General features: G+C 71.1%; 17 protein-coding genes and 3 pseudogenes. 4 read left to right on the plus strand and 16 right to left on the minus strand.

Annotated features, from left to right (window positions below; genetic code table 11):
* Positions 1-204 precede the first annotated feature (204 nt).
* From OJ254_RS00815 to OJ254_RS30795, 8 genes and pseudogenes are all read right to left on the minus strand, one after another.
* On the minus strand, positions 205-1,572 hold the full coding sequence (locus OJ254_RS00815; protein WP_265360850.1) for a S8 family serine peptidase: 1,368 nt from the start codon (positions 1,570-1,572) through the stop codon (positions 205-207).
* An 89-nt stretch (positions 1,573-1,661) separates the two neighbouring features.
* Complete coding sequence (locus tag OJ254_RS00820; protein WP_265360851.1) at positions 1,662-3,212, minus strand: WXG100 family type VII secretion target; 1,551 nt, start codon at positions 3,210-3,212, stop codon at positions 1,662-1,664.
* Between the two features lie 51 nt (positions 3,213-3,263).
* Positions 3,264-3,572: a hypothetical protein gene (locus OJ254_RS00825; protein ID WP_265360852.1), complete on the minus strand. Its 309-nt coding sequence runs from the start codon at positions 3,570-3,572 to the stop codon at positions 3,264-3,266.
* Positions 3,565-4,836 carry a type VII secretion-associated serine protease mycosin gene (mycP, locus tag OJ254_RS00830; protein WP_265360853.1) on the minus strand — a complete coding sequence of 424 codons (1,272 nt, stop codon included), beginning with the start codon at positions 4,834-4,836 and terminating at the stop codon, positions 3,565-3,567. Before mycP ends, OJ254_RS00825 begins: the two co-directional genes overlap by 8 nt.
* Positions 4,837-5,064: 228 nt before the next feature.
* Entirely contained in the window at positions 5,065-5,358 is a 294-nt protein-coding gene (locus OJ254_RS00835) for a WXG100 family type VII secretion target (RefSeq protein WP_265360854.1), read from the minus strand.
* 118 nt (positions 5,359-5,476) lie between these two features.
* A complete protein-coding gene (locus OJ254_RS00840) occupies positions 5,477-5,800 on the minus strand; it encodes a WXG100 family type VII secretion target (protein WP_030414183.1) in 324 nt (107 codons plus the stop codon).
* Positions 5,801-6,212: 412 nt separating this feature from the next.
* On the minus strand, positions 6,213-6,725 hold the full coding sequence (locus OJ254_RS30790) for a type VII secretion protein EccB (protein WP_341483765.1): 513 nt from the start codon (positions 6,723-6,725) through the stop codon (positions 6,213-6,215).
* 143 nt (positions 6,726-6,868) lie between these two features.
* A pseudogene (locus tag OJ254_RS30795) lies at positions 6,869-7,864 on the minus strand (type VII secretion protein EccB); the annotation flags it as partial.
* Between the two features lie 346 nt (positions 7,865-8,210).
* On the opposite strand from OJ254_RS30795, the gene eccE reads away from it, so the two are divergent.
* The 3 genes and pseudogenes from eccE (at position 8,211) to OJ254_RS31315 (ending at position 13,364) form a co-directional block, all read left to right on the plus strand.
* On the plus strand, positions 8,211-9,437 hold the full coding sequence (gene eccE / locus OJ254_RS00850) for a type VII secretion protein EccE (RefSeq protein WP_265360855.1): 1,227 nt from the start codon (positions 8,211-8,213) through the stop codon (positions 9,435-9,437).
* The gene (locus OJ254_RS00855; RefSeq protein ID WP_261955384.1) at positions 9,437-10,291 is read left to right on the plus strand and encodes a hypothetical protein; all 855 of its coding nucleotides are present in this window, start codon (positions 9,437-9,439) and stop codon (positions 10,289-10,291) included. Before eccE ends, OJ254_RS00855 begins: the two co-directional genes overlap by 1 nt.
* A gap of 302 nt (positions 10,292-10,593) precedes the next feature.
* Positions 10,594-13,364 (plus strand): annotated as a pseudogene (locus tag OJ254_RS31315) (SCO5717 family growth-regulating ATPase).
* Between the two features lie 772 nt (positions 13,365-14,136).
* Here the strand turns inward: OJ254_RS31315 and OJ254_RS00875 are convergent.
* Positions 14,137-15,084, minus strand: a complete 948-nt coding sequence (locus OJ254_RS00875; RefSeq protein ID WP_265360856.1) for a bifunctional riboflavin kinase/FAD synthetase — start codon at positions 15,082-15,084, stop codon at positions 14,137-14,139.
* A 382-nt stretch (positions 15,085-15,466) separates the two neighbouring features.
* Positions 15,467-16,963, minus strand: a pseudogene (locus OJ254_RS30815) (hypothetical protein); the annotation flags it as partial.
* Positions 16,964-17,405: 442 nt separating this feature from the next.
* On the opposite strand from OJ254_RS30815, the gene OJ254_RS30820 reads away from it, so the two are divergent.
* Positions 17,406-17,891 (plus strand): hypothetical protein, encoded by a 486-nt coding sequence (locus tag OJ254_RS30820; protein ID WP_341483533.1) that lies wholly within the window; start codon positions 17,406-17,408, stop codon positions 17,889-17,891.
* Positions 17,892-18,016: 125 nt separating this feature from the next.
* Here OJ254_RS30820 and OJ254_RS30825 read toward each other — a convergent pair whose 3' ends face one another.
* From OJ254_RS30825 to infB, 6 genes are all read right to left on the minus strand, one after another.
* Positions 18,017-18,805, minus strand: coding sequence for a hypothetical protein (locus OJ254_RS30825; RefSeq protein WP_341483534.1), 789 nt, complete (start codon positions 18,803-18,805; stop codon positions 18,017-18,019).
* Positions 18,806-18,906: 101 nt separating this feature from the next.
* Entirely contained in the window at positions 18,907-19,590 is a 684-nt protein-coding gene (locus OJ254_RS30830; RefSeq protein ID WP_341483535.1) for a S1 family serine peptidase, read from the minus strand.
* 255 nt (positions 19,591-19,845) lie between these two features.
* A complete protein-coding gene (truB, locus tag OJ254_RS00885) occupies positions 19,846-20,775 on the minus strand; it encodes a tRNA pseudouridine(55) synthase TruB (RefSeq protein WP_265360857.1) in 930 nt (309 codons plus the stop codon).
* Positions 20,776-20,777: 2 nt separating this feature from the next.
* Positions 20,778-21,227 carry a 30S ribosome-binding factor RbfA gene (rbfA, locus tag OJ254_RS00890; RefSeq protein WP_265360858.1) on the minus strand — a complete coding sequence of 150 codons (450 nt, stop codon included), beginning with the start codon at positions 21,225-21,227 and terminating at the stop codon, positions 20,778-20,780.
* A 66-nt stretch (positions 21,228-21,293) separates the two neighbouring features.
* The gene (locus OJ254_RS00895; RefSeq protein ID WP_030414192.1) at positions 21,294-21,587 is read right to left on the minus strand and encodes a DUF503 domain-containing protein; all 294 of its coding nucleotides are present in this window, start codon (positions 21,585-21,587) and stop codon (positions 21,294-21,296) included.
* A 149-nt stretch (positions 21,588-21,736) separates the two neighbouring features.
* Positions 21,737-24,793 (minus strand): translation initiation factor IF-2, encoded by a 3,057-nt coding sequence (gene infB, locus OJ254_RS00900; RefSeq protein WP_265360859.1) that lies wholly within the window; start codon positions 24,791-24,793, stop codon positions 21,737-21,739.
* Between the last annotated feature and the right edge of the window lie 60 nt (positions 24,794-24,853).

Genomic DNA, 24,853 nt, shown 5'->3' on the forward strand with positions numbered 1-24,853 from the left:
TTCAACGACAAGCCCGTCCTGTCGTCCTGCAGGGCCGCTGCGTCCCGGAACCCCCCGGGCCCGCAGCGGCCCTGCAGCCGTTTCCGCCCCGCCCGGACCGGAACTCATCTCCCGCTACAGAAAACACATGGGGCCCGCGACCCGAAGGCCACGGACCCCAAATACACTTCCGTTGCTTTCCGCTCTTGTACCTACCTCAGAGCCTTACCGACCAGGCGGCTGCGTGGGCGGCGCCGGCGGGTAGGCCCCGGGCCCACCGGGCTGCTGCTGGTACGAGTTGTTCGGGTTCGGCGGATGCGGCACAAACCCACCGGGACCGCCGGGCCCACCCGGACCACCAAAACCACCGGGACCACCGGGCGGCGGGCCGTTACGACGCTTCTTCTTGGCCACGAGAACAATGACCAGGACGATGACGAGGACGACCAGCCCGACGACCGCCACGAGGATGATGAAGGGCATGCTCAGGCCCTTGTCACTTTGGATCTTCGGGCCGGCCTCATTGTTACCAGCCGCACTGGAGGGATCGGAAGACCCGCCGCTCTTCAGCGCCGGGAACGGACCGTTCTTCGAACCGGCGGGTACATCCTTGGTCAGGGCACTGTAGGGCTTGATGAAGCCAAAGCCGTAGCGCGTGTCCGGAAGCTTCATATCTTGCTTATCCACCGGGATTCCGGCTGTCTTGATCAGACGGTTCGCCACCTGACCTGCAGTCAGGTCCGGGAACTTGGAGCGAAGAAGCGCGGCGGCAGCGGAGACGTAGGCGGCGGAGTCGGAGGTGCCATTGGCCAGGCGATACTTGCCCTTGACGTCCACGACGGGACTTGCGGACCTGATATGCACGCCAGGGGCAATGAGCCTGAGGTAAGACCCGTAGTTCGACTTGTCCCAGACGTAGCCATGGTCGTCGACTGCTCCCACTGCGAGAACGCCTGGAGCCGAAGCCGGGTCCTGAGAAGACCCCACTCCTTCGTTGCCCGAGGCCGCAACTAGGAGCACATCATGTTTGCGGGCATAGTCGATGGCTTGCTGCTCCTCGGCAGTGGCCTCCGATTTGCCAGTACCGAACGACATGTTGACGACCTTCGCACCATGGTCGACGGCATACTTCAGGGCTTCGGCATACTTTGTCTCTTCTCCCAACTTTGGGATGTCATCATGAGTCGCGAGGTTGATTGCAACCGGAAGGATCTTGGCATCAGGAGCCAGGCCCTTTACGCCCTCGGATCCACCAGGCCCGTGACCATGTCCGGCAATCAGCGACGCCATCGCCGTGCCATGATCCCCTTCATCGCCAGAGCCCTGGTCTCCGCGGCCGCCAGTCACGAAGTTTTTGCCTGGCAGAACCGAGCCTGTGAGATCAGGATGATTTCCAGCCACCGGCCCATCGATTACGGCGACAGTAACGCCCTTGCCCGTTGAAATCTTCCAGATCGACTCAGCGTCGAACTTTTGCAACGGCCACTGGTCGTTTCTGATCTGGTCCGCTGAAGCAACCGGAGCGGTGCCGAAGAGCAGTGCCCCCGCCACTACCGCGCCGCCCACCGCACGCAGCGTCCGCGTGAAGCTCATGCCATAACACCCTTCCTCACAGAGTTGGGGCCCGCAGCCCGAGAGCTGCGGGCCCCAAGCGTCTCTACCGATTGCTTGTCCGGCCGGTCCTACTCGATGACCCGGGGAGCCACATTACGCTCCGTCGTCCAGGTCTCCTCGTCTTCCACGAGGTAGTCGGGACGGCTGGAGTCGTTCCCCTTGCCTTCGCCCTTGCCACCGTGCGCACCATGTGCGCCGCCCATCATGCCTGCCGGGCGGCGACCGGAGCCCGAATTGCTACCCGCGGCGGTTCCTCCGCGGCTGCGGTGCAGCCCGGAACCGCCTTGGCCTCCGGTACTGCTCTTACCGCCAGCCGCACCGCCGACGATGCCGCCCTTCTGCCGGGCCATGGCTCCACCGGTGCTGACGCCCGGCTTGCCACCCATGCCCTTGCCCGCGGCACCACCGTGGGCGCCGCCCATGCCGGGCATACCTGCACGGCCGGTGCGGGCACCTGCCGCGCCACCAGCGCCCGCCGTGCCGCCCTTGAGGCCGCCGGCACCGCCCTTGACGCCGCCTGCACCACGACCGGCCATACCACCGGTTCCACCAGCCATGCCGAGGCCGCCCCCGCCGGGGATGTTGACGCCGGCGCCACCGCCGCCGCCACCGGGCATGTGGACTCCGCCACCGGCACCGCCGTTCAGGCCACCGGCACCGCCGCCACCGGGGATCTTCACCCCGGCGCCACCGCCGCCACCACCGAGACCGTCCAGGCCGGTGTTGACGTTGGGGGTCTTCGGCTTCATCGAACCGAGACCACCGCTAATGCCAGGCGTCTTCGGCGTATTCGGGGTGTTGATGCTGGGAGAGGTCGGCATCTTGGGAGTGCTGCCGCCCTTCATGCCGCGGGTGGGGATCTTCACGCCGCCCCCGCCGCCGCCTCCTCCCGGCCCGCCCATGCCAGGCATGGGCATAGGCATAGTGCCCAGGCCATTCGTGGGGTCCTTTTGTTCGGGGACCTTGTCGTCAAAACCACTTCCCGGGCCCATCCCCGGCGGCTTCAGAGACGACGCCCGCACCACATAGGCCGTGCCGAGGTTCTCCATGGCCACAGCGGCCTCGAGCCGCTTCTTCTGGTGGCCGGAAAGATTGTCCTTGTTCGCGTCAAGGATCCCCTGGGTGCTCACACCGGTCTTCAGCGCGTCGTTCAGATCGTCGTCGTCGATCTGGTCCGACCAGGGCATCTCACCCCAGACGTCATCGCTCCAGTTCCAGCCGTCGTCGATCGGCTTGACCTTGTCGATGGCCTTCTGCAGATCTTGAGCCGTCTGTCCCATGACCTGCGCCGTGTGCGTGGCGTAGGGGGCGCCGACCCTGAAGTTGTTGCTGATCTTCTGGGCCTGCTTGGCGAACTTCTCTGCCGTGTCGCCGTGCCAGGTCTCCAGCACCTTCTTCACGGCATCTTCGAACCGCTTCTGGATGCCGCCGCCGCCTTCGCCCGGCCCGACCAACTGGTCGTGCAGGTCCTGCCAGTGCTGTGCTACGGAGCGCACCTGGTGGACGTCGGCACCGTCCAGCATTCCCTTGAGACCGTCGAGGTCGTGCTGATTGAACCTAGTCGTGAACGTTTCCCAGGTGTTTCCACCCGTGGGCACACCGCCCGCGTCTCCACCCATTAGTGGACCCCCTTCTCTCTCACCTACAGGTCAACCGAACTACTGCCACCGTCAGTGCATGCTGTTGTCATGCTCGGCGTCCTCGTAGGCGTCCTTCGTCTGCTTGGACTTCTTGCCGAACTCGTCGATCATGCCTTCGATCTTGTCGACGATCTGCTGTTGGATGAAATCCTTCATCTCGTTGTGGGCCTTGTGCATCCGGTCGCGCTCTTCAAAGCCCTTCCCGAGCGCCCCATCCGGCAAGTAAGTCTGGTTCTTCGCCTTGTCCTTCGGGCCGCCCATGTCCTTCAGGACCTGGTTCAGCTCCTTCACGACCTGGTCGAGGGCGTCGAGATCAACGCCGTATTCCTTGCTAGCCATGCTTGGCCTCCCCGTGTGTTGTCAGTCCGGTCTTGCGGCGCCAGTCGCGGATGGCGATCGAGGAGCCGACGACCGCGGCGACGGCCAGGAGTCCGCCGCCGACAATGTAGATGGCGATGCGGGCGCGCCGTTCCCCAGGTGACTCACCGATGGTGATGGCGGCCGGCTGGATGTTGGAGCCGTCAGCCGCGTTGGAGGGCTTGTCCGGCTGGGGTTCGGCGGTGGGCTTGGTGTCGTCCTTGAGGGCGGCCACCGGGTCGACGACGCCCCAGCCGATGTTGTGGTCCGCCTTGCTGCGCACCCGCTCGGCGGTCTGCTCCAGGTGCCAGATCACCTCTTGAGGTGTCCAACGCTGGCCCTCGTCCTTGTGCTTGGCGATCAGGAGGGCAGCGGCGCCCGCCGCGTACGGTGCCGCGAAGCTGGTGCCCTGGTCGACGCAGTTACCGCCGTTGGGGACGGTGGAGACCATGTCGACGCCGGGTGCGGCGATGTCGACCCAGCTGCCGGGCTGGGAGAAGGGGGCCCGCTCGTTGTTGCGGTCCGAGGCGGCGACGGACAGGACGTTGTCGAACTCCTGGAAGGCGGCGGGGTACATGTTCTTCTCCACGCCGCTGGCGCCGTCGTTGCCCGCCGAGGCCACGATCAGAATGTTGTTGCTGGCCGCTTTCCGGATTGCGGTCTTGAGGAGTTCCAGCCTGGCCGGGCTGGCCGACGTGCCCTGCGAAATGTTGATGATGTCGACCTTTTGCGACACCGCGTAATCGATCGCGTCGGCCAGGCTGGCAGCATTGCCCGCCTTTTTGTCGCTGGTCTGCTGCAGGGGAATGACCTTCGCCTCGGGCGCAATTCCGAAGAAGCCGGAGCCGGCCCTCTGGCGCGCGGCGATGATGCCCGCGACCTTGGTGCCGTGGCCGACCGTGTCCTCGGTGGGCTTTCCTCCGACGAAGGATTTGCCACCGCTGATGTTGGGCCTGATCTGCGCGTTGCCCGCGTCGATCCCGGTGTCGATCACCGCGACCCGGACGCCCTTGCCCCTGGTCTTGGCCCACATCTGATTGGTCAGCAGACGCTGCAGCGACCAAGGGGTCTCTTTGATGTCGTCGGCGCCGAACTTGCACTCACCACTGTTGAGCGGAACGTTCGTGTCCGCCATCGCCGGCGCGGCGGTGGCGCAGGACAGGCCGACGAAGCAGGCCGCCGTGACCAGGGCGCCCGCCGCTCGTCGACGGTGCCCGGCTCGGTGACCAATGGCGCGAGATCCCACGGGTTGTCTGCTCTCCATGTGTGGCGAAAGGGGCGGGAACGAATCGAGGGGTGAGAGTGGGGGGAGGTGTGAGAGGGAAGAAGTGAGAGAAGTGGGGGGAGGAGTCGGAGGTGCGGTGGACGGCAGAAGGGCGAGCGCACTGATGCAGCGCGCTCGCCCTCATTGATCACTGTGCGAGCCGTCGGGGCTGCTCAGCCGATCGCCATCCGTAGCTGTGCCGACCTGCGGTCACTGGCCCCAGATACCGGCGTTCTTGTGCTCGGTGGACTGGTAGTTCTGGGCAGCGGTGTCCAGAGCCTTGGCGATGGCCTCCAGCGTGGAGTGCAGGGAGGCAGCGCGCTGGTCCCACTCGCGCTGGCGGGCCTGGTAGCCCTCCTGCGCGGCACCTTCCCAGCTGGCGGCGATCTTCTTGACGCCGGCCTCGAGGTCGTCGAGCTGCTGGCGGATGTTGTTGGCCGTACCGCGCACGTCGGAGCTGGCCTGCTGGATCGTCGCAAAATTAACGAGGATCTGGCCTGACATGGTGTCTCCTCAGGAGTTGATGCTGCTGGTCGAGTCACAGACCACAGCGGGCCGGCGCGATGGCCGGCACGGGCTGCGGCGAGTAGGCCGGGCGCCGCGGGTCAGCGGCGCGGCCCCATCATCCGAACGGGGAAGCCGAGGCGGAGATGTGCGAGATCGACTGCGCCTGCTCCTCTTCGGAGGCGGAGTAGTTCTTCGTGGTCTCGTCGATCGCTTCCTTGATCTCACCCAGAAGCTGGTTGAGACGGTTGGCGTCCTCGTTCACCTGCGACTGGAGCTGGTTGTACGAGGAAGCCGCAGCACCCTTCCACCCCGAGGTGATGGTGTCGACGACCGTGTTCAGGCGGGAGATCTCACCCTGGATCGACTGATTGACCGAGGCGATCTTGCCGCTGAACGCGACCATCTCCTCCTCGGTGGTTGTGTACTGCTGACCAGCCATAGTCAACGTCCCCCATGAGACTCGTACGTCGTACCGCGCCGTGCCGCCAACGGGGACCCACGCGGTTGGCATCACCTGCTGACGCCTTTGACTACTCTAACCACTCCATATGCCCGTTCCCAACAGGGGGGAGACTGTTGTGACGGGATCACAACATTGTCAACTCCCCGTCTCCCAAACGACGTTCAGGGAAACGGACAGATCCGATGCTATCGGTCGAAGGGCCGATACGGCCGGGGAACGACGAAGATCACACCGAGAAGTCCGCAGACCGGCACCGTGAATTGCACGGCCCGGCAGCGACCCGGAATCCGCACCACCGCAAAAGGCCGCGCCGAATGCCCGTTTCCGGGGGAATTCGGCGCGGCCTTCTCTCGCCTCACGGCGAACTACACAGAAGCGACCGACAACGTCACGACGACTGAGGCTGCTTCGCGCTGCGGATGTCCAGCGCCGGCCCGTTGGAGAGCAGGGTGGACCAGGCCTTCAGGATCAGCGGGGGGTGCGTGCCGCCGTACCCGAGGTGGATCCGCGCCTGGTCGACCTCCTGCTTGTCACTGCCGGCCTGGGTGGCGCTGTCGTTGGTCCGCGGGATGAAGTAGCGCAGCCCGGTGTCGGTGACCAGGAACAGGCTTCCGCTCTTGACCTTGGGGTGGCGACCTCCGTGTAGAGCAGGCCGCTGCCGGGGGTGACGTACGAGCTGGCGCCCGAGGCGATCTTGGCGGGGTAGTCGTCGCCGACCCAGGTCTGCATGTCCGGGACGCCGTTCGGGTAGCCGAGCTGCTTCTCCTCGCCGCCCGGGTACTTGGTGGTGGTGCCCTTGTAGACGCTGCAGGAGACACCGTGGTCGGTGGGACCGCCCAGGCCGCTGGTCTGGGAGCCGTGGGCGAAGTCGTTGGCCGCGCTGACGGTGTCGGTCGGCCACGGCGAGGTGAAGCCGGCCACCTTGCCCAGGAACGTCGAGTAGCCGTTACCGGTCTCGTCCGGCTTCGGGCGGAACGAGCCGGCGGCGACCTGTACGGCCTTCAGCGCCTCGCCGTTGGAGTTCAGCTGCTGCGCGTTCGCGCCCTCCATCAGCAGTTTGGCGACGAAGTTCGAGACCTGCTCGACGCCGTCCTTCTCCACGACGTACTTCTGTCCGTCGCTGTCCTCAAGGATCGAGCCCACGGTCCTGGCCTCCGCCGGGACCTCCTTGTCGGTGGTCGGGCTGCCCGCCCCCGAGACCGTCGGCATGGAGATGCCGATGGCGCTGGGGACCTTCAGCAGAGTGTCCATGAACTGCTGGGAGACCTTCTGCGGCTGGGCCTGGGCGCCGAAGATGATGCGGCGCAGGTCGTTGTCGCCCTGCTCCTTGCCGCCCTTCGGCTGCCACCCGAGGGCCGTGGAGTTGAACTCGAAGGCCATGCCGTTGTGGTCGACCAGCCACTTCTTGCCGTCGGGGTCCTCGACGTACAGCGCCTGGTGGAAGTCGAGTTTGCCCTTGCGGGTGTCGTCGACGAGCTGCTTGTCCTTGCCGGCCAGGACGAACACGGCCTGCTGCGGCTTGCTGTCGGCGCCGCTGGTGCCGGGGCGGTTGCAGACCGCCCAGGTCTTCGGCTTGTCCGCGTCGTCCGCGCTGGGCAGCCGGTCGGGGGCGAACGGGATGCCGATGGCGGGGCCGTGCGGGATCTTGCCGTCGAGTTCGGATTCCTTGACCTTGACGACCTGGAACTTCGGGTCGAGAAGCAGCCGGGCGGAGGCGAGGTTCAGGATGGGGTGCAGGAGTTTCTGCTTATTGCCATTGGCGTCCTTGGTGTTCAGGACGATATAGCGGGTGGTGGATTCATCCCCGACGATGACGTTCTTGCCGACCTCGTCCCACCCCGACGGTGCCACCGGCTTGAGAATGCCGCAGGCGCCGAATCCCACGAGCATCAGGACACCCATGATGACGCTGGGCACCACCGCCTTGAGCGGCTTGGGGGCGCTCTCGATCGAGCCGTTGGGCAGCGGCTTCAGAAATGCCGCATTCGTGCGCTTTCGAGCAAACGAATACGCATTCAGCTCGTCCCGACGTGATGCCATTGTTGCTTTCTCTCCCCGCCTGTTGGATCCACATCGAACCGCCCCCGGCACTCACGCCGTAGCGCCCTCTACTATGCCGTGTGTCGATCGACCCGTACGGTACGGGTGCCACCTTCCAACGCACCAGTCTCGGCGGCGGTCGATACGCCTAGAGGCCCACATCACCAGTAGAGGAGCAGGCCGGGGGATGTCCAGCGCCACCAGGGCTCGACGCCGCAATGGGCGGCAACAGCAGCAACAGCCTTCCGGGGCACCGCAATATGCGGGAAATGCTGGCCAAAACGGCACAGCTTCGGGCAACAGAGGAAATGGCGGCCGGGGTTCCGCGGCCCGCCCGGCGGGTCCGGTGGCGCCGCGGCTGCGCCAACAGGCCGGCACGATCGGCGGTGTCCGCGTCCAGCAGCTGGCCATCATCGAACTCGCCGCCGCGCTGGTGCTGGTGGGCTGGTCGATCCACCCGGCCGCGCTGACCGCGGCCATCGTCGTCGCGGCCGTACTGGTCGTCTTCGCGCTCGGCCGGCGGCGCAAGATCCCGCTGCCGGAATGGATCACGACCGTGCGCGCGATGAAGCGCCGCGGCAAGAACAGCACCACCGCGCTCGCGGCCACCCAGGGCGTCGACCCGGCGATCGCCCCCGTGGTGGAGTGCGAACCGGCGCTGCGCACCTACGAGTACACGACCGAGGCCGATCAGCGGGCCATCGGTTTCGTCGGCGACGGTACGTTCCTGACGGCCATCGTCCAGGTGGACGCGCGCGACGAGCCGCTGCGGCCGCAGCGCGGCAGCCACATGCTGCCCCTGGAGGTGCTGCACACCGCCCTGGACATCGAGGACATCCACCTGGAGTCCGTCCAGTTCGTGCAGTACACCCAGCCCGCGCCGGCACCGCACCTGCCCGAACAGGCCGTGGCGTCCCGCTCGTACGCCCCGCTGCAGGCGCAGTCGCAGACCCCGGCCGTCCAGCTGACCTGGATCGCCCTCAAGCTCGACCCGGAGCTGTGCTCGGAGGCCATCGAGGCCCGCGGCGGCGGCCTGGAGGGCGCCGAGCGCTCGCTGCTGCGCGCCGCGGACCAGCTCGTCAGCCGGCTGACCGCGCACGGCGTGCGGGCCAGGGTGCTCAACGAGCGCGAGGTCACGGCCTCGATCGGCACGGCCGTGTGCGTCAGCCCGCGGGCGGCCAACGGCGCCATGGGCCGGGACGGCCGGGCGGTCCGGCGCACCCAGGAGACGACCCGGGCGATGCGCTGCGACGACCGCTGGCACTCCACGTACTGGATCGGCCGGTGGCCCCAACTGGGCCAGGGCGGTGCGCCGTTGGCGGCCGTCACCCAGCTGCTGACCAGCACCAGGGCGATGGCCAGCACCTTCGCGCTGACCGCCACGCACGGCGGCGGCCGCGCCCCGGCCATCTCGGGTTACATCCGCCTCTCCACCCGCAGCGAGAACGAACTCTCGGCCGCCCAGGACGAGTTGGAGCGCCGTTCCGGTTCCGCGAAGGTCGGGCTGGTCCGCCTCGACCGTGAACAGCTGCCCGGCCTGCTGGCCACGCTCCCCCTCGGAGGTACCCGCTGATGGCCTCGCCCACGTATCAGCCCCGCGTCAACACCAGCAGCGACGGCTGGCGCAATCCCCCCTTGTCGGCGGGCATCAGCGGCGGTGACGGCCGCCGGCTGTCGCACCAGCCGCGTCCGGAGGAGGAGCAGAGCGGGCCGACCGGGCCCAAGCCCCGGCCCGGTTACGGCCTGCGCGGCCCGCGGCGCAGCCCGCACGTGCTGACCGCCGAGTCGCTGGCCGCGCTGACCCTGCCGGTCGGCGACGACGGCGTGATCATCGGCATCGACCCGCAGAACCAGCCCGCCGTGCTCAGCCTGCTGCGCCCGACCCCGCTGGAGGTCGTCCTCGTCGGCAGCATGTGGATGGCGCAGGTGCTGGCGCTGCGTACGGTCGCCACCGGCGCCCGGGTCGCGGTCGAGACCGCCCGGCCGCCCGCCTGGGGCCAGATGGCGCAGAGCGCGGGCGGCGGCCAGCAGTGCGTGTCCGTCCATGACGTCCGCCAGATCGCGCCCCAGGGTCCGTCGGTTTCCAGCCCCGTGCTGGTCGTACGGGACATGGGTGCCCGGCCGCCGCGCAATCAGCTCGCCCCGAGCCCCTGGCAGTCGGTGCTGACCGTGCTGCCGTTCCTCGGGCCGCGGTCGCCGCAGATGCTCAGCCGTGCCGACCTCGTCGGGCTGCAGCGGCTGTCGCCGGAGGAGGCGGAGGTCGTGACGCGCATCATGCGGCTGCCGGAGCAGGTCGGCGCGGTGCTGCCGACGCTCAGCGACAACGCCATGCTGTGGTGCCGCCGTGACGGTGGTCACCAGTTCGTCATGACCCAGCCCACGGAGGCGGAGACCAACCTGCTGGGCGGCCCGCGTCGTATGGACTGATACCTGAACAATCACCTCCGGCACGGCCGCACGGGCGCATCCAGGCGTAATCGCCGGGTGCGCCCGTAGGTGTGCCGAAGGGCTTGAAGACGACATGGCACCGACTGCCGTTATGGGCCGACTCTTGATTAGGCTGTGTGGGAGAGCCGCAGGAGCACAGCGCGACGGCAGTCGATACGGGGATGGAGACAGTTAGTGTTGGCGCAACCCCGGGTGGTGTGTTCCCACTTCCGTTACACCCGAACTATCCGCCTGTATCCGGTCCTGCCGTTCAGGTGCGTTGCAGTACACCAGGAGGCACAGTGAACGAGCAGGAGGCTTTCCGGCCGGACGGAAACGATCCTGACGACGACCAGTCCGAGTTCGACCTGACCGGCGAGTTCAAGATCGACTTTGCCGCGCCGGCCTGGTACGCGAGCAACGACACCAGCGGCGGCGCGGGTGCCGCGGCTTCTCCTGCGCCTTCGCCCACCACTCCGCCGGCCGCGACGCCGCCCGGCCCGCCAACCGGTCAGCCGCTGACCGGGCCGGCCCAGGGCGCACCGGTGCCGGGCCTTCCGCAGCAGGGCGCACCGGCCGTGGACGCCGCACCGCCCGGTTTCCCGACGCTGCGTCCGCAGGGCGCGGACGGCGCCGCGCCGGAGGCCCCCGCGGAGCCCGCGCCGGCCGCGAACGACGCGTCCGACGGCGGCAACAAGCGTTCCGGCACGGGCGTCGACCCGTCGGCCTCCCTCTGGGACGACGATGACGACAGCGAGCCGGAGCCCGAGGCGTCACCCGAGACGGTGAACGCGGCCGCCGCCCCGGCACCGCAGCCGGATGCCATGGCCCCCAACTCCCCTGCCGAGGGCGCCGCCCCGGCCGCGGAGGCCGCTCCCCCGGTCCAGCAGCAGCCGCCCGCCCAGCCGGTCCAGCACGTTCCCGATGCCGCCGCTCAGGGCGCGCAGGCGGGCCAGCCGCCGGTGCCGCAGCAGGCACATCCGCAGGGCGCACCCGTGCAGGGCCAGCAGCAGCCGCCCGCCCAGCAGGGTCAGCAGCCGCAGCAGGCCGTACCGCAGGGCGCTCCGCAGCAGCAGGGTGTCCCGCAGCAGGGCGCTCCGTGGGGCGCCGCGACGGACGGTCAGCAGCAGGGCGTCCCGGGCCAGGCCGTTCCCGGGCAGGGGGTGCCCGGGCAGGGCGTCCCCGGTCAGGCCGTTCCCGGCCAGGGTGGACTGCCGCCGCTGCCGCCGGAGTTCCAGCCCGCCGACCCGCGCATGGCCCAGGCCGGTCAGCAGCCGCCGGCCCAGCACGGTCAGCAGCCGCAGCAGGGCGTGCCGCAGCTGGGCCAGCAGCAGATGCCGGCCCAGCAGCAGCCGCAGCAGCAGGCCGGTTACCCGCAGCAGGCGCAGCACCCCCAGCAGGCCGGGTACCCCCAGCAGGGCCAGCCCGCGCAAGCGCAGGGCGCCTACGGCTATCCGCAGCCCGCGTACGGCTACCCACAGCAGGGCCAGCCGCAGCAGCACCCCAACGCGGCCGCGCAGCAGCCCGCTTACGGCTACCCGCAGACCGCGGCGCAGGGCTATCCCCAGCAGGGCCAGCAGCAGCCCGGGTACGACCAGCACCAGGCGGCCCAGCAGGCCGCACAGGCGCAGCAGGCCGCCCAAGCCCAACAGGCCGCCCAGGCCCAGCAACAGGCGCACCAGGCACAGCAGGCGCACCAGGCCCAGCAAGCGCAGCAGGCACAGCAGGCGCAGCAGGCACAGCAGGCGCCGTATCAGCCGCTGCCCGGCCAGCAGGCGGACCCCAACGCCGCGGCGAACTACGCGACGTACTCGCAGCCCGGTCAGCAGCAGCCGCAGCGGGCGGCTCCGGGCGCACCGCTCGGTTACAGCGCGGCGGTCGAGCTGACCTCCGACCGGCTGCTGCGCAACCAGCCCAAGAAGCGCAAGCCGGGCGCCAACGCGCAGCCGTCGAAGTTCAAGCTGGGCGCGAAGAAGGAGCAGGAGGAGCGGCAGCGCAAGCTGGAGCTGATCCGTACGCCGGTGATGTCCTGCTACCGGATCGCGGTGATCAGCCTCAAGGGCGGCGTCGGCAAGACGACGACCACCACGGCGCTGGGCTCCACGCTCGCCTCCGAGCGGCAGGACAAGATCCTCGCGATCGACGCCAACCCGGACGCCGGCACGCTCGGCCGACGGGTGCGCCGCGAGACCGGCGCGACCATCCGTGACCTGGTGCAGTCGATCCCGCATCTGCACAGCTACATGGACATCCGCCGGTTCACCTCGCAGGCCCCGTCGGGTCTGGAGATCCTCGCCAATGACGTCGACCCGGCCGTCTCGACGACGTTCAACGACGACGACTACCGGCGGGCGATCGACGTCCTCGGCAAGCAGTACCCGATCATCCTCACCGACTCGGGTACCGGTCTGCTCTACAGCGCGATGCGCGGAGTCCTCGACCTCGCCGACCAGTTGATCATCATCTCCACCCCGTCCGTGGACGGTGCGAGCAGCGCCAGTACGACCCTGGACTGGCTCTCCGCGCACGGCTACGCCGACTTGGTGCAGCGCGGCATCACGGTCATCTCCGGTGTCCGCGAGACCGGCAAGATGATCAAGATCGACGACATCGTGTCGCACTTCGAGACCCGCTGCCGCGGCGTCGTGGTCGTCCCCTTCGACGAACACCTCGCCGCCGGTGCCGAGGTCGACCTCGACATGATGCGGCCCAAGACCCGCGAGGCGTACTTCAACCTCTCCGCTCTGGTGGCCGAGGACTTCGCGCGGGCCCAGCAGGCGCAGGGGATGTACCCGCAGCAGCAGATGGGCGGCGATCCGTACGCCCAGCAACAGCAGCAGTACGCCGCCCAGCAGGGCCAGCCGCAACAGGGCAGCCGCAGCAGGGGCAGCCGCAACAGCACCCGCAGCAGGGCCAGCCGCCGGCCGGCTACCCGCCGCAGCAGGGCGGCTGGACCCAGCAGCCCGGCCAGCCGCCGGCCCACTGGCAGCAGCAACAGCCCGCCCCGGACGCCCCCCAGCCGGACCAGTCCGGCCTGGCCCCGGGCTGGCAGCAGCAGCCGCCTCCGCAGTAGCACGGGCTGACGGGCGCGCAGGCGCAGAGCGATACGGGTCGGGGCCCGGCACCTTGTGGGTGCCGGGCCCCGACCCGTGTGCGAGATTCGGTGTGCCGGCCCGGTAGGCGACGCCGGTTGGCTCCCGTGGACGTCTTGAGCGTCGTGAAGGTCACGTGACGGTCATCGTGAAGGTCATCTACGTCGCGCGGGCCGAGGCCCTGCGAGGGCCGTCACGCCCGTACCTCACGCCGACCCGAACGAGTGAACCCTTCCCGGTCGAACTCCGCCTGATTCCGGCCGAGTTGACGTTCACGGCGGCACGACACCCGAGCGCTACGCCCGCCCGGGGAACACAACACCTGAGCGCAACGCCCGCCCGGGGAACACAACACCTGAGCGCAACGCCCGCCCAGGGCACACAACACCTGAGCGCAACGCCCGCCCACGGAACACGGCAGCCACAGCCACAGTCACAGCCGCAACCGCAGCACTACACCCGCCCACCCCCCGAAGGGGGGTGGGCGGCGGGGAAAAACTGGTTCGGCGGGAAACGGGAAAGCGGCGGGGAACGCTTGCATCGGCGGGGAAGACTTGTGCCGGTGGGGAAGGCTCCCGTCAACGGGGAAGCTCCCGCCAGGCCGTCAGGCCTCAGGCAGTCAGGCCTCAGGCAGTCAGCCGTCAGGCCTCAGGCAGTCAGGCAGTCAGGCAACCAGGCACTCAGGCCCCAGGCCGTCACATCTCCGACCCTCAGGCCCCAACCGGCCGCGGCCGGTTGGGGCACGTCCCGTCGTCAGCCCGCGTCGGCGATGAGGCCGCGGGCCAGTTTCACGTCGACCGCCATCCGGTCCAGCAGGGCGTCGAGGGTGTCGAACTTCTCCTGGCCGCGGATGTAGGCGAGGAAGTCCACCCCCACGTGCAGCCCGTACAGGTCCAGCCCGACGCGGTCGATCGCGTACGCCTCGACCGTGCGCACCTTGCCGTCGAACTGCGGGTTGGTGCCGACCGAGATGGCCGCCGGCATCGCCTCGCCCTCGACCTGCAGCAGCCCCGCGTAGACGCCGTCGGCCGGGATCGCCGTGTGCGGCAGGGTTTCGACGTTGGCCGTCGGGAAGCCCAGTTCACGGCCCCGCTGGGCGCCACGGACGACGACGCCCTCGACGCGGTGCGGCCGCCCCAGGACCTCCCGCGCACCGGTCACGTCGCCGCCGGCGACCAGCCGGCGGGCGAGCGTGGAGGAGAACGGCTCGCCGCCGCCCGCCTCCCCGCGCTCGAAGAGGTCAACGACCTCGACGGTGTAGTCGTAGGTGGTCCCGAGTTCGGCGAGGGTCTCGACGTTGCCGGTCGCCTTGTGGCCGAAGCGGAAGTTGGGGCCCTCGACGACGACCTGTGCGTGCAGCTTGTCGACCAGCACCTTGACCACGAAGTCGGCCGGCGACAGCTTCGAGAACTCCTTGGTGAACGGCAGCACCAGGACCGCGTCCACACCGAGCGCGGTCATCAGCTCCGCACGCCGGTGGTGCGGCGCCAGCAGCGGCGGGTGGGTCCCGGGCCGTACAACCTCGCTGGGGTGCGGGTCGAAGGTGACGACCACCGCCGGGATCCCCAGCTCGCGGGCGCGCGCGACGGCCTTGCCGATGATCAGTTGGTGGCCGCGGTGCACACCGTCGTACGAGCCGATGGTGACGACGCTGCGTCCCCAGCCCTCGGGGATGTCCTCCAAGCCACGCCAGCGCTGCACTCTGCCCGCTCCTCGCCCGAACTCTTGTCAGTCCACTGCGCCACGTCGGCATGGCGCAGGTCTAAGACTGCCATGCCCCGGGTGGTGCTTCGCGCGAAGGGTCGCCGGCGACCGCCCGGTGGATCTTCACGGCGGCACCACGCCGGCCCCGCACCCGGGCCGGGTACCCGGTCTCCGTCCCACGGACACCTGATCGCGCACGCCTGACCGACGGCATCTGAGGTCGGGCTCAAGGCCGGGCGGGGTCGGGGTGGGGGTCGGGACCCTGACCCCGGTCCGTGCCCCCGGTTCGTGCCGCCGGTCCGTGCCGCCGGCCCCTGCCGCCGGTCCGTGCCCCCGGTCCGTTTTCCGGTACGCGCCCCGGCCGCGGCCTCCGGCCCGGTCACCCGCTCCGGCTCCCGGCCGCCGGCGTACGGGCGCGGGCTCCCCTCGTCGCGGCGGACCCCGCCGGATCCGCCGCCCCCTCCCGGAGCCGGCGGGCGAAGCCGGGCAGGCGGCGGCCCAGCTCCGCCAGCCGCCGCTCGTAGCGGGCCGCGCCGCCCGGCGTACGGGCCAGCAGCACGCCGGTGCGCCGCACCAGGTCACGGGTGCGCTCCGCGGGCCGCCGTTCGCAGCCCTCGGCGGCCGCCCGGAGCAGCGCTTCCAGGACGCTGGTGTCGGCGGCGGCACCGTGCTCGCCCTGGGCCAGACCGTACGGGCCCCGCTCCTGTTCCTCCTGCGCCAGCAGGGCCTCCAGCAGGTCGCCGCGCAGCGCTTCCGAGGCGCCGGAACCGGCCTCCGCCAGTACATCGGCCAGTGCGCACCGGACCGGCGCCGGGCAGCCGGTGATCAGCTCACCGGCCAACTGGCGCAGCGCGGCGCGGGCGGCCGGTCCGCGCTCCAGGCGATGGGCGACGAACTCCGCGACCGGCCGCGCGGCGCGGTCCGGGCTGCACCGGGCGTAGTCGCGGACGAGCGAGGCGGCACGGGTGGCGGGCCCGGGCGCGTCGAGCCCGGCGAGCAGCCGCAGCAGCGCGGCGGCGACCGGTGGCCCTTCGCCGCCGGTGAGCCGGGCCCGGAAGGCGGCCAGCACCGGCACGGGGTGCTCGGCGAGGGCACCCGCGAACGCCGTGGGCGGCAGCTGCGGGTCTCCCGCGACGAAACGGGCCAGCGCCCGGGCCAGATAGCGGGGGCGGCTGACCGGGTCGCCCACCAGGAGCGCCAGCGCCGAACCCACGCAGGGTTCGGCGAACGGTTCGCCCTCCGCTTCGCCCGGCACTTCGCCCGTCGCTTCGCCCTTCGCCGCGCGCGTCGCTGCGAGCGTCGGTTCGTCCGTCGCTTCGTCCGTCGCTTCGTCCGTCGCTTCGGACGGCGTCCCGTGCGGTGTGCCCTGAGGCCCGGAGAGCAGGGCGAGGGCCGCCTCGCGGAGCAGGGCGCGATCGGCCTCCGTACGGGCGTGGGGCGCGGCACGCAGGCCGTACGACGCGGCGGCCGCCCGGCGGCGGGGGCAGGGGTCCTGGGCCCAGCGGGCGACGGCCCGGCAGATCGTCGACGGCTCGTCCTCGGCGAGCGCGCCGAGCAGCTCGTCGCCCCTGGGGTGTGCGGCCGCCACCAGCGCCTCGGTGAGCGCGTCGGGTGCCCGCCGGCGGTGGGCGTACAGGAGGGCCTGCGCGGCGGCCGCGACGGTGATCTCGCGCGGCGCCGGTACGGACGAATCCAGCAGGGGTGTTGAGCCGGGAGGCGGAGGCGTGGAACCCCGGGGCGGAGGTACGGAGTCGGGGGCCGGGCGGCCCGGCAGTCCGGCGCCCAGCAGGCGGTTGTCGTCGAACCATGCGCAGAACAGGGGCTGGACGCGCTGCGGGTCGGCGCGCAGCAGCTCGGCCGCGGCGTCCAGAAAGCGCGCCGGTGTGCCCACCGCGCCGCCGGCCCCCGCCCGTCAGCCGGCACCAGCCGGCGCAGCAGGTCCAGCCGGTCCTCGTCCGCCAGTGCCAGCCGCTCCCAGAACCACGGCCCGAACGCGTCCAGCCCCGTGTGCGCGAAACCGCCCGCCCGCAGCGACCGTTCGGTGATCCGGTCGGCCAGCAGCCGCAGCACGCCGGTGTACGGCCCGGCGTCGGGGACCGCGAGCAGTACGCCGGTGAGCAGCTGCCGGGCCCACCGGGGCCCGTCCACGGGCCGTGGGGACGCAACCGCCGCCCCCTCCCCCAGCACATCCGGCTCCGCCCCCGCTCCGTGTCCGGCCCCCCTCCCGGAACGCCCGGCCCGGCCCCGCCATCCGGATCCCCCAGAAGATCCCGGACATCCTGAACATCCCGAAGATCCGGAACATCCGGCGACGGCCCATGGCAGCCACCGCAATCGCCGGAGCCACCGCAATCGTCGGAGCCACCACAATCGCCGGAGCCGCCGCAGTCGCTGGAATCGCCGGCGTCACCGTCGTAAGAGAGGAGCGCGGGCTGCGCCTGCGGTACGTCCTCGCGCCGAGCCTGGAGCAAGCCGTCCCCGTAGGTGGCCCGGAGCGGCCCTTCGCCAGCCGCCGTCGCCATCGGCACCAACTCGGCGAGCCGGAAGGCGAGTTGGACCCGGCCCGCCTGTCGGGCGAGCCGGAGGAGTGCCTCGACGACCGGGGCCGGGCGGTGGCCCGGGACGGTCAGCAGGTCGAGATCGACGTGGGCGCCCTGCAGCCATTCGCCGAACTCGTCGTGGGCGAAGCGGAATCCGGGGCCGGCCGGTACCAGCAGGCCCTCGGCGAGCGCCGCGGCGGACCAGCCGGCCCGGGCCGGGAAGACCTCCTCGAAGGACGGACGGTCCAACGCGCCCTCCACTGAGGCGAGGCAGCGGCGGGCGGCCTCGTGCACCTGGCCCGCGACCTGGGTGGCCAGCCGGCGCACGGCGATGCCGCGCGGCGCGGGCCGGTACCCGGCGGCGATGCGTACGGCGATCCGCAGGGACATCAGGTCCAGGTAGGCGTCGAAGACCTGGTGGCGGTCCGGTGCGCCGAGCAGCGCCCCGCCCGGCTCACCGTTCCCGCGTTCCGCCCCGGCCCCGCCCCTCCCCCGGCCAGCTCCTCCCGTACCTCCGCCAGCAGCCGCAGCGTCAGCGGGTGGCGGGCGTCCGGGGCGGCGGGGGCGCCGGGCGGCAGGCCGTAGCGTTCCCGGGCGCGCTCCGCCGCCGTCTTGGGGAGGTCGCCGACCGCCACGCAATCGGGGAGGGAGGGCGCCGCACCGCCCGGTCGCGGCCGGTGCAGCAGCCCGGGCGGGAAGAGCGCTCCGGCCCGTTCCCAGTGGGCGGGGCGGCAGGCGATGACGAGCTGGACGCGGGCGGTGCGCAGCCAGTGGACCGTCGCGGCGGTCCATTCGGCCAGCCGCTCGTGCCGGGCCAGCGCGGGCGGCATCTCCTCCGGGCCGTCGAGGAGCACCAGCAGCGGCCGGCCGGTGCCGGCGGCGAGTGCGGCGACGGTCTCGGGGGTGGCGTCCGTCGGGTCGCCCGCCGTACGACCCGAGGCGACGAGGTCCCGGCCCGCGGAGCGCAGCGCGCGCCCCACCGCGGCGCGTACGCCCTCGTCACCGGCCCGCAGGTCGGCGCCGCGCAGCCGGACGGTGGGGGCCGGTGGCGCGCCGGCCGCCCGGCGCGCCGCGAGCCGGGCCAGCTCGGTGCTCCGCCCGGTGCCCGGGCCGCCCACCAGGGCCAGCACGCGCGCCCCGGACGCCCGGTACGCCTCCGCCTCCGTGAAGCGGGTCAACTCCCCCTGGACGTCAGGGCGTTCGACTGGTTCGGGGAGCGGCCGGGCGGGGGCGGACGGGCTCGCGGAGAGGGCCGTGAGCCGCAGTACCCCGGCGGGGTTCAGTTCGCTGCCGTACGCGGGGACGGTCGTGGCGTTGCGTGCCAGCAGGGCGGCCAGTGGGCCCTGGGCGCGGCCTCGGCGATCGCGCGCAGCGGGACGGCGAGGCCGCCGGCCCGGCGGCCGGCGTGCAGCGCGCTGCCGAGGACGCCGAGCACCACACCGGTCCGGCCGTCCAGCACCGGCCCGCCGATCGCGGGCCCGCCCAGCCGCAGCGCCTCCCGGCCGCCCGCGCACAGCGCCAACTCCAGGGTGTGGTCAAGGGGATGGACACGGTCGCCGGCGGTGTACGTGACGCCGGAGGCGGGGCCGACGACCGTGCCGTCCAGCCAGCCGCCCGTCCAGAGCCGGGCCGGGGCGCCCGCGTCCGGCCGGGCCGTGCCGATCGGCAGCGGGCGGAGCCGGTCCGGGCGGAAGCCGGTGGTCCTGATGAGCGCGAGCCCGCTTCCGGGGAGGGGCGTGATGTCGCTCGGCTCCACCGGGCGGGTCCAGGCGGTGGCCGCCCCGCCGGTGGCCGTGACGGGCCGCATGGGCTGGAGCACCAGTCCGGCCGCGCCGTCCACGGCCTCATGACTGGTGACCACCGTGCCCTCGTGGTCCGCGAGGAATCCCGTGCCACGGGTGTGACCTGCCAGATCACGGATCCGCACCAGTGCGGAGTCCGCATCGGCATCCAGCAACGCCATTGCCGATCCTTCCCGCCGGTACCGTCCCCCGACGGTAAGCAGGCCGTGATCGTCCTGGCAGGGGGTGCGGCGAACGCGCCCCCGTCCGCGCCTTGCTTCACTCCGAGCGCCTCGCCGAATGAGTGAATGCCCGAGGTGCCCTGGATAGAGATCAAGCGGAGGGGGATGGTGGAGCGCGGACCGGCACCCGTGCCTGCCGGGCGGCCCGCGTTCCACCACCTCCCCGAAGCGGGGTTTCCGGTCCGTCCCCAGCGGTCAGATGGCGAAGACCGCCAGGCTCTTGGCCTTCCCGCCCTGGTTCTCCACCAGCGCCAGGAACCGCCCATCGGGCCCGAAGGCCGCGACCGGCCCGTCGGCCTCGAAGCGCGGCATCGCGATCCGTGCGCCATTGAGCAGCAGCCGGGCCTGTGCCTCGGTGACGTCCCAGCGGGTGAAGGCCGCGTCCGCCGCCTCACCGACCGGCATGATCGGCAGCCCGCCGCCCTCGGGGGCGTCCACCGCCGCCTGGAGCTGCTCCAGGGTGTGCGCCTGGTCCAGCTTGTACGGCCCGACGCGGGTGCGGCGCAGTGCGGTCAGATGGCCGCCGACGCCGAGCCCGGCGCCCAGGTCGCGGGCCAGGGCACGGATGTACGTCCCGGAGGAGCACTCGACGGAGACCAGCAGGTCGGTCACCGGCGTGCCGTCCTCCGCCTCGGTCTCGTGCGCGGAGTGCACCACGAACGAGGAGACGGTGACCGGGCGGGCCGGGATCTGCACGTCCTCGCCCTCGCGCACCCGGGAGTACGACCGCTTGCCGTTGATCTTGATGGCGCTGACCTTGGACGGCACCTGCATGATCGCGCCGGACAGCTGCGCGACCCGGGCGTCGATGTCCTCGCGGGCCAGGCCGTGCGCCGCCTTGGACGCGGTGATCTCGCCCTCGGCGTCATCGGTGATCGTGGTCTGGCCCAGCCGGACGGTACCGACGTACTCCTTCTCCGTCAGCGCCAGGTGGCCGAGGAGCTTGGTGGCCCGCTCCAGGCCCAGGACGAGCACGCCGGTGGCCATCGGGTCGAGGGTGCCGGCATGGCCGACCCGGCGGGTGCGGGCCATACCGCGCATCTTCGCCACCACGTCGTGCGAAGTGAAGCCGGCCGGCTTGTCGACGATGACCAGGCCGCCCGGCTTGTTGCTCTCACGCTTCATTCTTACGCGGTGCCCTCGTCATCCTCGTCGTCGCCGGGCTTGCGGTACGGATCGGCCTCGCCGGCGTACCGGGCGCCCGAGGAGGCCTCACGGACCTTGGCGTCCGAGGCCCGTGCCTTGTCGAGCAGGTCCTCGATGGTCTTGGCGTTCTCCGGCAGGGCGTCCGCGACGAACGCCAGGGTCGGCGTGAACTTCGTGCCGGCCGCGGCACCGACCGCGGAGCGCAGCATGCCCTTGGCGCTCTCCAGTCCGGCGGCGGCGCTGGCCCGGTCCTCGTCGTCGCCGTAGACCGTGTAGAAGACCGTAGCCTCCCGCAGGTCGCCGGTGACCCGGGTGTCCGTGATGGTCACGTGCGAGCCGAGCCGCGGGTCCTTGATGCCGCGCTGCAGCTTCTGGGCGACCACCTCCCGGATGAGGTCCGCCAGCTTCTTCGCCCGCGCATTGTCGGCCACTGGTCCGTCTCCTTCTTGTCTTCCACAATTGTGCTTCCACCGGCGGCGACCTGCCCCGTCATCAGGTCAGTCGTCGTCGCCGTGCAGCCGTCGGCGTACCGACAGCAGCTCCACTTCGGGCCGTGCGGCGACCAGGCGCTCGCAACGGTCCATGACATCGGTGAGATGCCCGACGTCCCCGGACACCACCGCCAGGCCGATGGTGGCCCTGCGGTACAGATCCTGGTCCCCGACCTCCGCCACGCTCACCGCGAATTTGCGGTGGAGTTCGGAGACGATCGGGCGGACGACGGAGCGCTTCTCCTTCAGCGACCGTACGTCGCCGAGAAGCAGGTCGAAGGACAGCGTCCCTACGTACATGCAAGCCGGGTCAAGCCACCCGTGGGGCCTTGGGGGTACCTCCCGGCATGGGCCGGGGGCGTACGTGTCAGTTCGAACCGTACACGCAACGGCCGGGGCCGATCGACGGAGTTTCTTCCGCCGACCGGCCCCGAAAGGTCAGTGCGTGATCAGCCGCGCGGCTTCTCTCGCATCTCGTACGTCGCGATGACGTCGTCGACCTTGATGTCGTTGAAGTTGCCGAGGTTGATACCGCCCTCGAACCCTTCGCGGATCTCGGTGACGTCGTCCTTGAAGCGACGCAGACCGTCGATGTTGAGGTTCTCCGCGACCACCTTGCCGTCGCGGATGAGGCGCGCCTTGGTGTTGCGCTTGACCTCGCCGGAGCGGATGAGAACACCCGCGATGTTGCCCAGCTTGGACGACTTGAAGACCTCGCGGATCTCCGCCGTACCGAGCTCGACCTCTTCGTACTCCGGCTTGAGCATGCCCTTGAGGGCCGCCTCGATCTCCTCGATCGCCTGGTAGATGACCGAGTAGTACCGGACGTCGACGCCCTCGCGCTCGGCCATCTGCGTGGCGCGGCCCTCGGCCCGCACGTTGAAGCCGATGACGATCGCGTCGGAGCCGGACGCCAGGTTGATGTCGGTCTCCGTGACCGCACCGACGCCGCGGTGCAGCACCCGGATGTCGACCTCTTCGCCGACGTCGAGCTGGAGCAGCGAGGACTCCAGGGCCTCGACGGAACCAGAAGCGTCACCCTTGATGATGAGGTTGAGCTGCTGGACCTCGCCGGCCTTGAGCACCTTGTCCAGGTCCTCCAGGGAGACCCTGCGGGTGCGCTTGGCGAAGGCCGCGTTGCGCTCGCGCGCCGCGCGCTTCTCGGCGATCTGGCGGGCCGTGCGGTCCTCGTCGACGACCAGGAAGTTGTCGCCGGCACCCGGGACGTTGGTGAGACCCAGGACCAGGACGGGGGTCGACGGACCCGCTTCCTCGACGTTGTTGCCCTTGTCGTCGAACATCGCACGGACTCGGCCGTACGCGTCACCGGCGACCATCGTGTCGCCGACGCGGAGGGTACCGCGCTGGACGAGGACGGTGGCCACGGCGCCGCGGCCGCGGTCGAGGTGGGCCTCGATCGCAATACCCTGCGCGTCCTGCTCGGCGTTGGCCCGCAGGTCGAGCGCGGCGTCCGCGGTGAGGACCACGGCCTCCAGCAGGGACTCGATGTTCTGGCCCTGCTTGGCGGAGATGTCGACGAACATGGTGTCGCCGCCGTACTCCTCGGCCACCAGGCCGTACTCGGTCAGCTGACCGCGCACCTTGGTCGGGTCGGCGCCCTCGACGTCGATCTTGTTGACCGCGACCACGATCGGCACGTCGGCCGCCTTGGCGTGGTTCAGGGCCTCGATCGTCTGCGGCATGACACCGTCGTTGGCCGCCACCACGAGGATCGCGATGTCGGTCGACTTGGCACCACGGGCACGCATGGCGGTGAACGCCTCGTGACCGGGGGTGTCGATGAAGGTGATGCGCCGCTCTTCTTCGTTGACCTCGGTCGCGACCTGGTAGGCACCGATGTGCTGGGTGATGCCGCCGGCCTCGCCCGCGATGACGTTCGTCTTGCGGATCGCGTCGAGCAGTCGGGTCTTACCGTGGTCGACGTGACCCATGACGGTCACCACCGGCGGACGGGAGACGAGCATCTCCTCGCCGCCCTCGTTCTCGCCGAACTCGATGTCGAAGGACTCGAGCAGCTCGCGGTCCTCCTCCTCCGGGCTGACGATCTCGACGACGTAGTTCATCTCGTCGGCGAGCAGCTGGAGCGTCTCGTCGGAGACCGACTGGGTCGCGGTGACCATCTCGCCGAGGTTCAGCATGACCTGGACCAGCGACGCCGGGTTGGCGTTGATCTTCTCCGCGAAGTCCGTCAGCGAGGCACCGCGCGACAGCCGAACCGTCGCGCCGTTGCCGCGCGGCAGCATGATGCCGCCGACCGACGGGGCCTGCATGGCCTCGTACTCCTGACGGCGCTGCCGCTTCGACTTGCGGCCGCGACGCGCCGGACCGCCGGGACGGCCGAACGCACCCTGCGTGCCACCACGGCCACCGGGACCGCCGGGACGACCAGCGAAGCCGGGACGACCGCCGAAGCCGCCGCCGCCACCGCCGGGGCCACCGCCACCGGGACGACCGGCGAAGCCACCGCCGGCACCGGGACGACCGCCGCCGCCACCGGGACGGCCGGCGAAGCCGCCGCCACCGCCCGGACGACCGCCACCGCCGCCGGGACGACCGGCACCGCCGGGACCGCGCCCGCCGCCACCGGGGCCGGGACGCGGGCCGGCAGCCGGACGCTGCGGCATCATGCCCGGGTTCGGGCGGTTACCGCCGCCGGGACGCGGGCCCGCGCCGGGCGCGGCACCCTGCGGACGGGGCATGCCACCGGGGGTCGGACGCGCGCCGCCCTGGCCCTGGGGACGGGGGCCGCCCTGGCCGCCGCCCTGCGGACGCGGGCCACCGGGGCCACCCTGGCCACCGGGACGCGGCGCGCCACCGGGACGGGGGGCCTGCGGACGGGCCATGCCCGTGGAGCCACCGGAGGTGAAGGGGTTGTTACCCGGACGCGGGCCGGACGGACGACCGCCGGGACGCGCGGCCGGACGCTCGGCGCCGGGGCGCGGGGCGTTGCCACGGCCCTGACCACCCTGACCGGGACCGGGCGCCGGACGGGCCGGGCGCGGGCCGGGGGTGGCACCGGGACGGGGGGCCGACGGGGCGGCCGGGGGTGCCTGGAACTCGGGCTGCGCGGGCGCGGCCGGAGCGGGCTTGGGTGCTGCCGGGCGCGCCGGGGCGGGGCGCGGGCCGGGAGCGGGGGTGGTGCTCTTGGGGGCCGCGGGGGCCGGCGCCTCGGAGGCGGCCGGAGCCGGGGCCGCGGGGCCCGGCTTGGGGGCACCCGGCTTCGGGGCAGCAGGACGAGCCGCCTGCGCCGGAGAGGGCGCCGACGGCTTCGCGGGGGCCGACTTGCGCGGCGCCGCGGGCTTCCCGGCGGCGCGGCCGTTGCCGCTGCCTGCCTGGAAAGCGTCGGTCAACTTGCGAACAACCGGCGCCTCGATCGTCGAGGACGCCGAACGGACGAATTCACCAAGTTCTTGGAGCTTGGCCATGACGACCTTGCTCTCCACGCCGAACTCCTTGGCGAGTTCGTATACCCGGACCTTAGCCACTTCGCTCCTTCTAGGTCCGGGGTGTCCACCGGACCGTCGCTACTTCATGGGCGTACTCAT

This window comes from Streptomyces endophytica, assembly GCF_026153355.1.
In the GTDB taxonomy this organism is placed as follows: Bacteria; Actinomycetota; Actinomycetes; order Streptomycetales; family Streptomycetaceae; genus Streptomyces; species Streptomyces endophytica.

Coding starts and splice junctions, on each gene's coding strand:
- OJ254_RS00815 (WP_265360850.1), bottom strand. CDS start 1,572: ATGAGCTTCACGCGGACGCTGCGTGCGGTGGGCGGCGCGGTAGTGGCG.
- OJ254_RS00820 (WP_265360851.1), bottom strand. CDS start 3,212: ATGGGTGGAGACGCGGGCGGTGTGCCCACGGGTGGAAACACCTGGGAA.
- OJ254_RS00825 (WP_265360852.1), bottom strand. CDS start 3,572: ATGGCTAGCAAGGAATACGGCGTTGATCTCGACGCCCTCGACCAGGTC.
- OJ254_RS00835 (WP_265360854.1), bottom strand. CDS start 5,358: ATGTCAGGCCAGATCCTCGTTAATTTTGCGACGATCCAGCAGGCCAGC.
- OJ254_RS00840 (WP_030414183.1), bottom strand. CDS start 5,800: ATGGCTGGTCAGCAGTACACAACCACCGAGGAGGAGATGGTCGCGTTC.
- OJ254_RS00855 (WP_261955384.1), top strand. CDS start 9,437: ATGGCCTCGCCCACGTATCAGCCCCGCGTCAACACCAGCAGCGACGGC.
- OJ254_RS30820 (WP_341483533.1), top strand. CDS start 17,406: ATGGCAGCCACCGCAATCGCCGGAGCCACCGCAATCGTCGGAGCCACC.
- OJ254_RS30830 (WP_341483535.1), bottom strand. CDS start 19,590: ATGGCGTTGCTGGATGCCGATGCGGACTCCGCACTGGTGCGGATCCGT.
- truB (WP_265360857.1), bottom strand. CDS start 20,775: ATGAAGCGTGAGAGCAACAAGCCGGGCGGCCTGGTCATCGTCGACAAG.
- OJ254_RS00895 (WP_030414192.1), bottom strand. CDS start 21,587: ATGTACGTAGGGACGCTGTCCTTCGACCTGCTTCTCGGCGACGTACGG.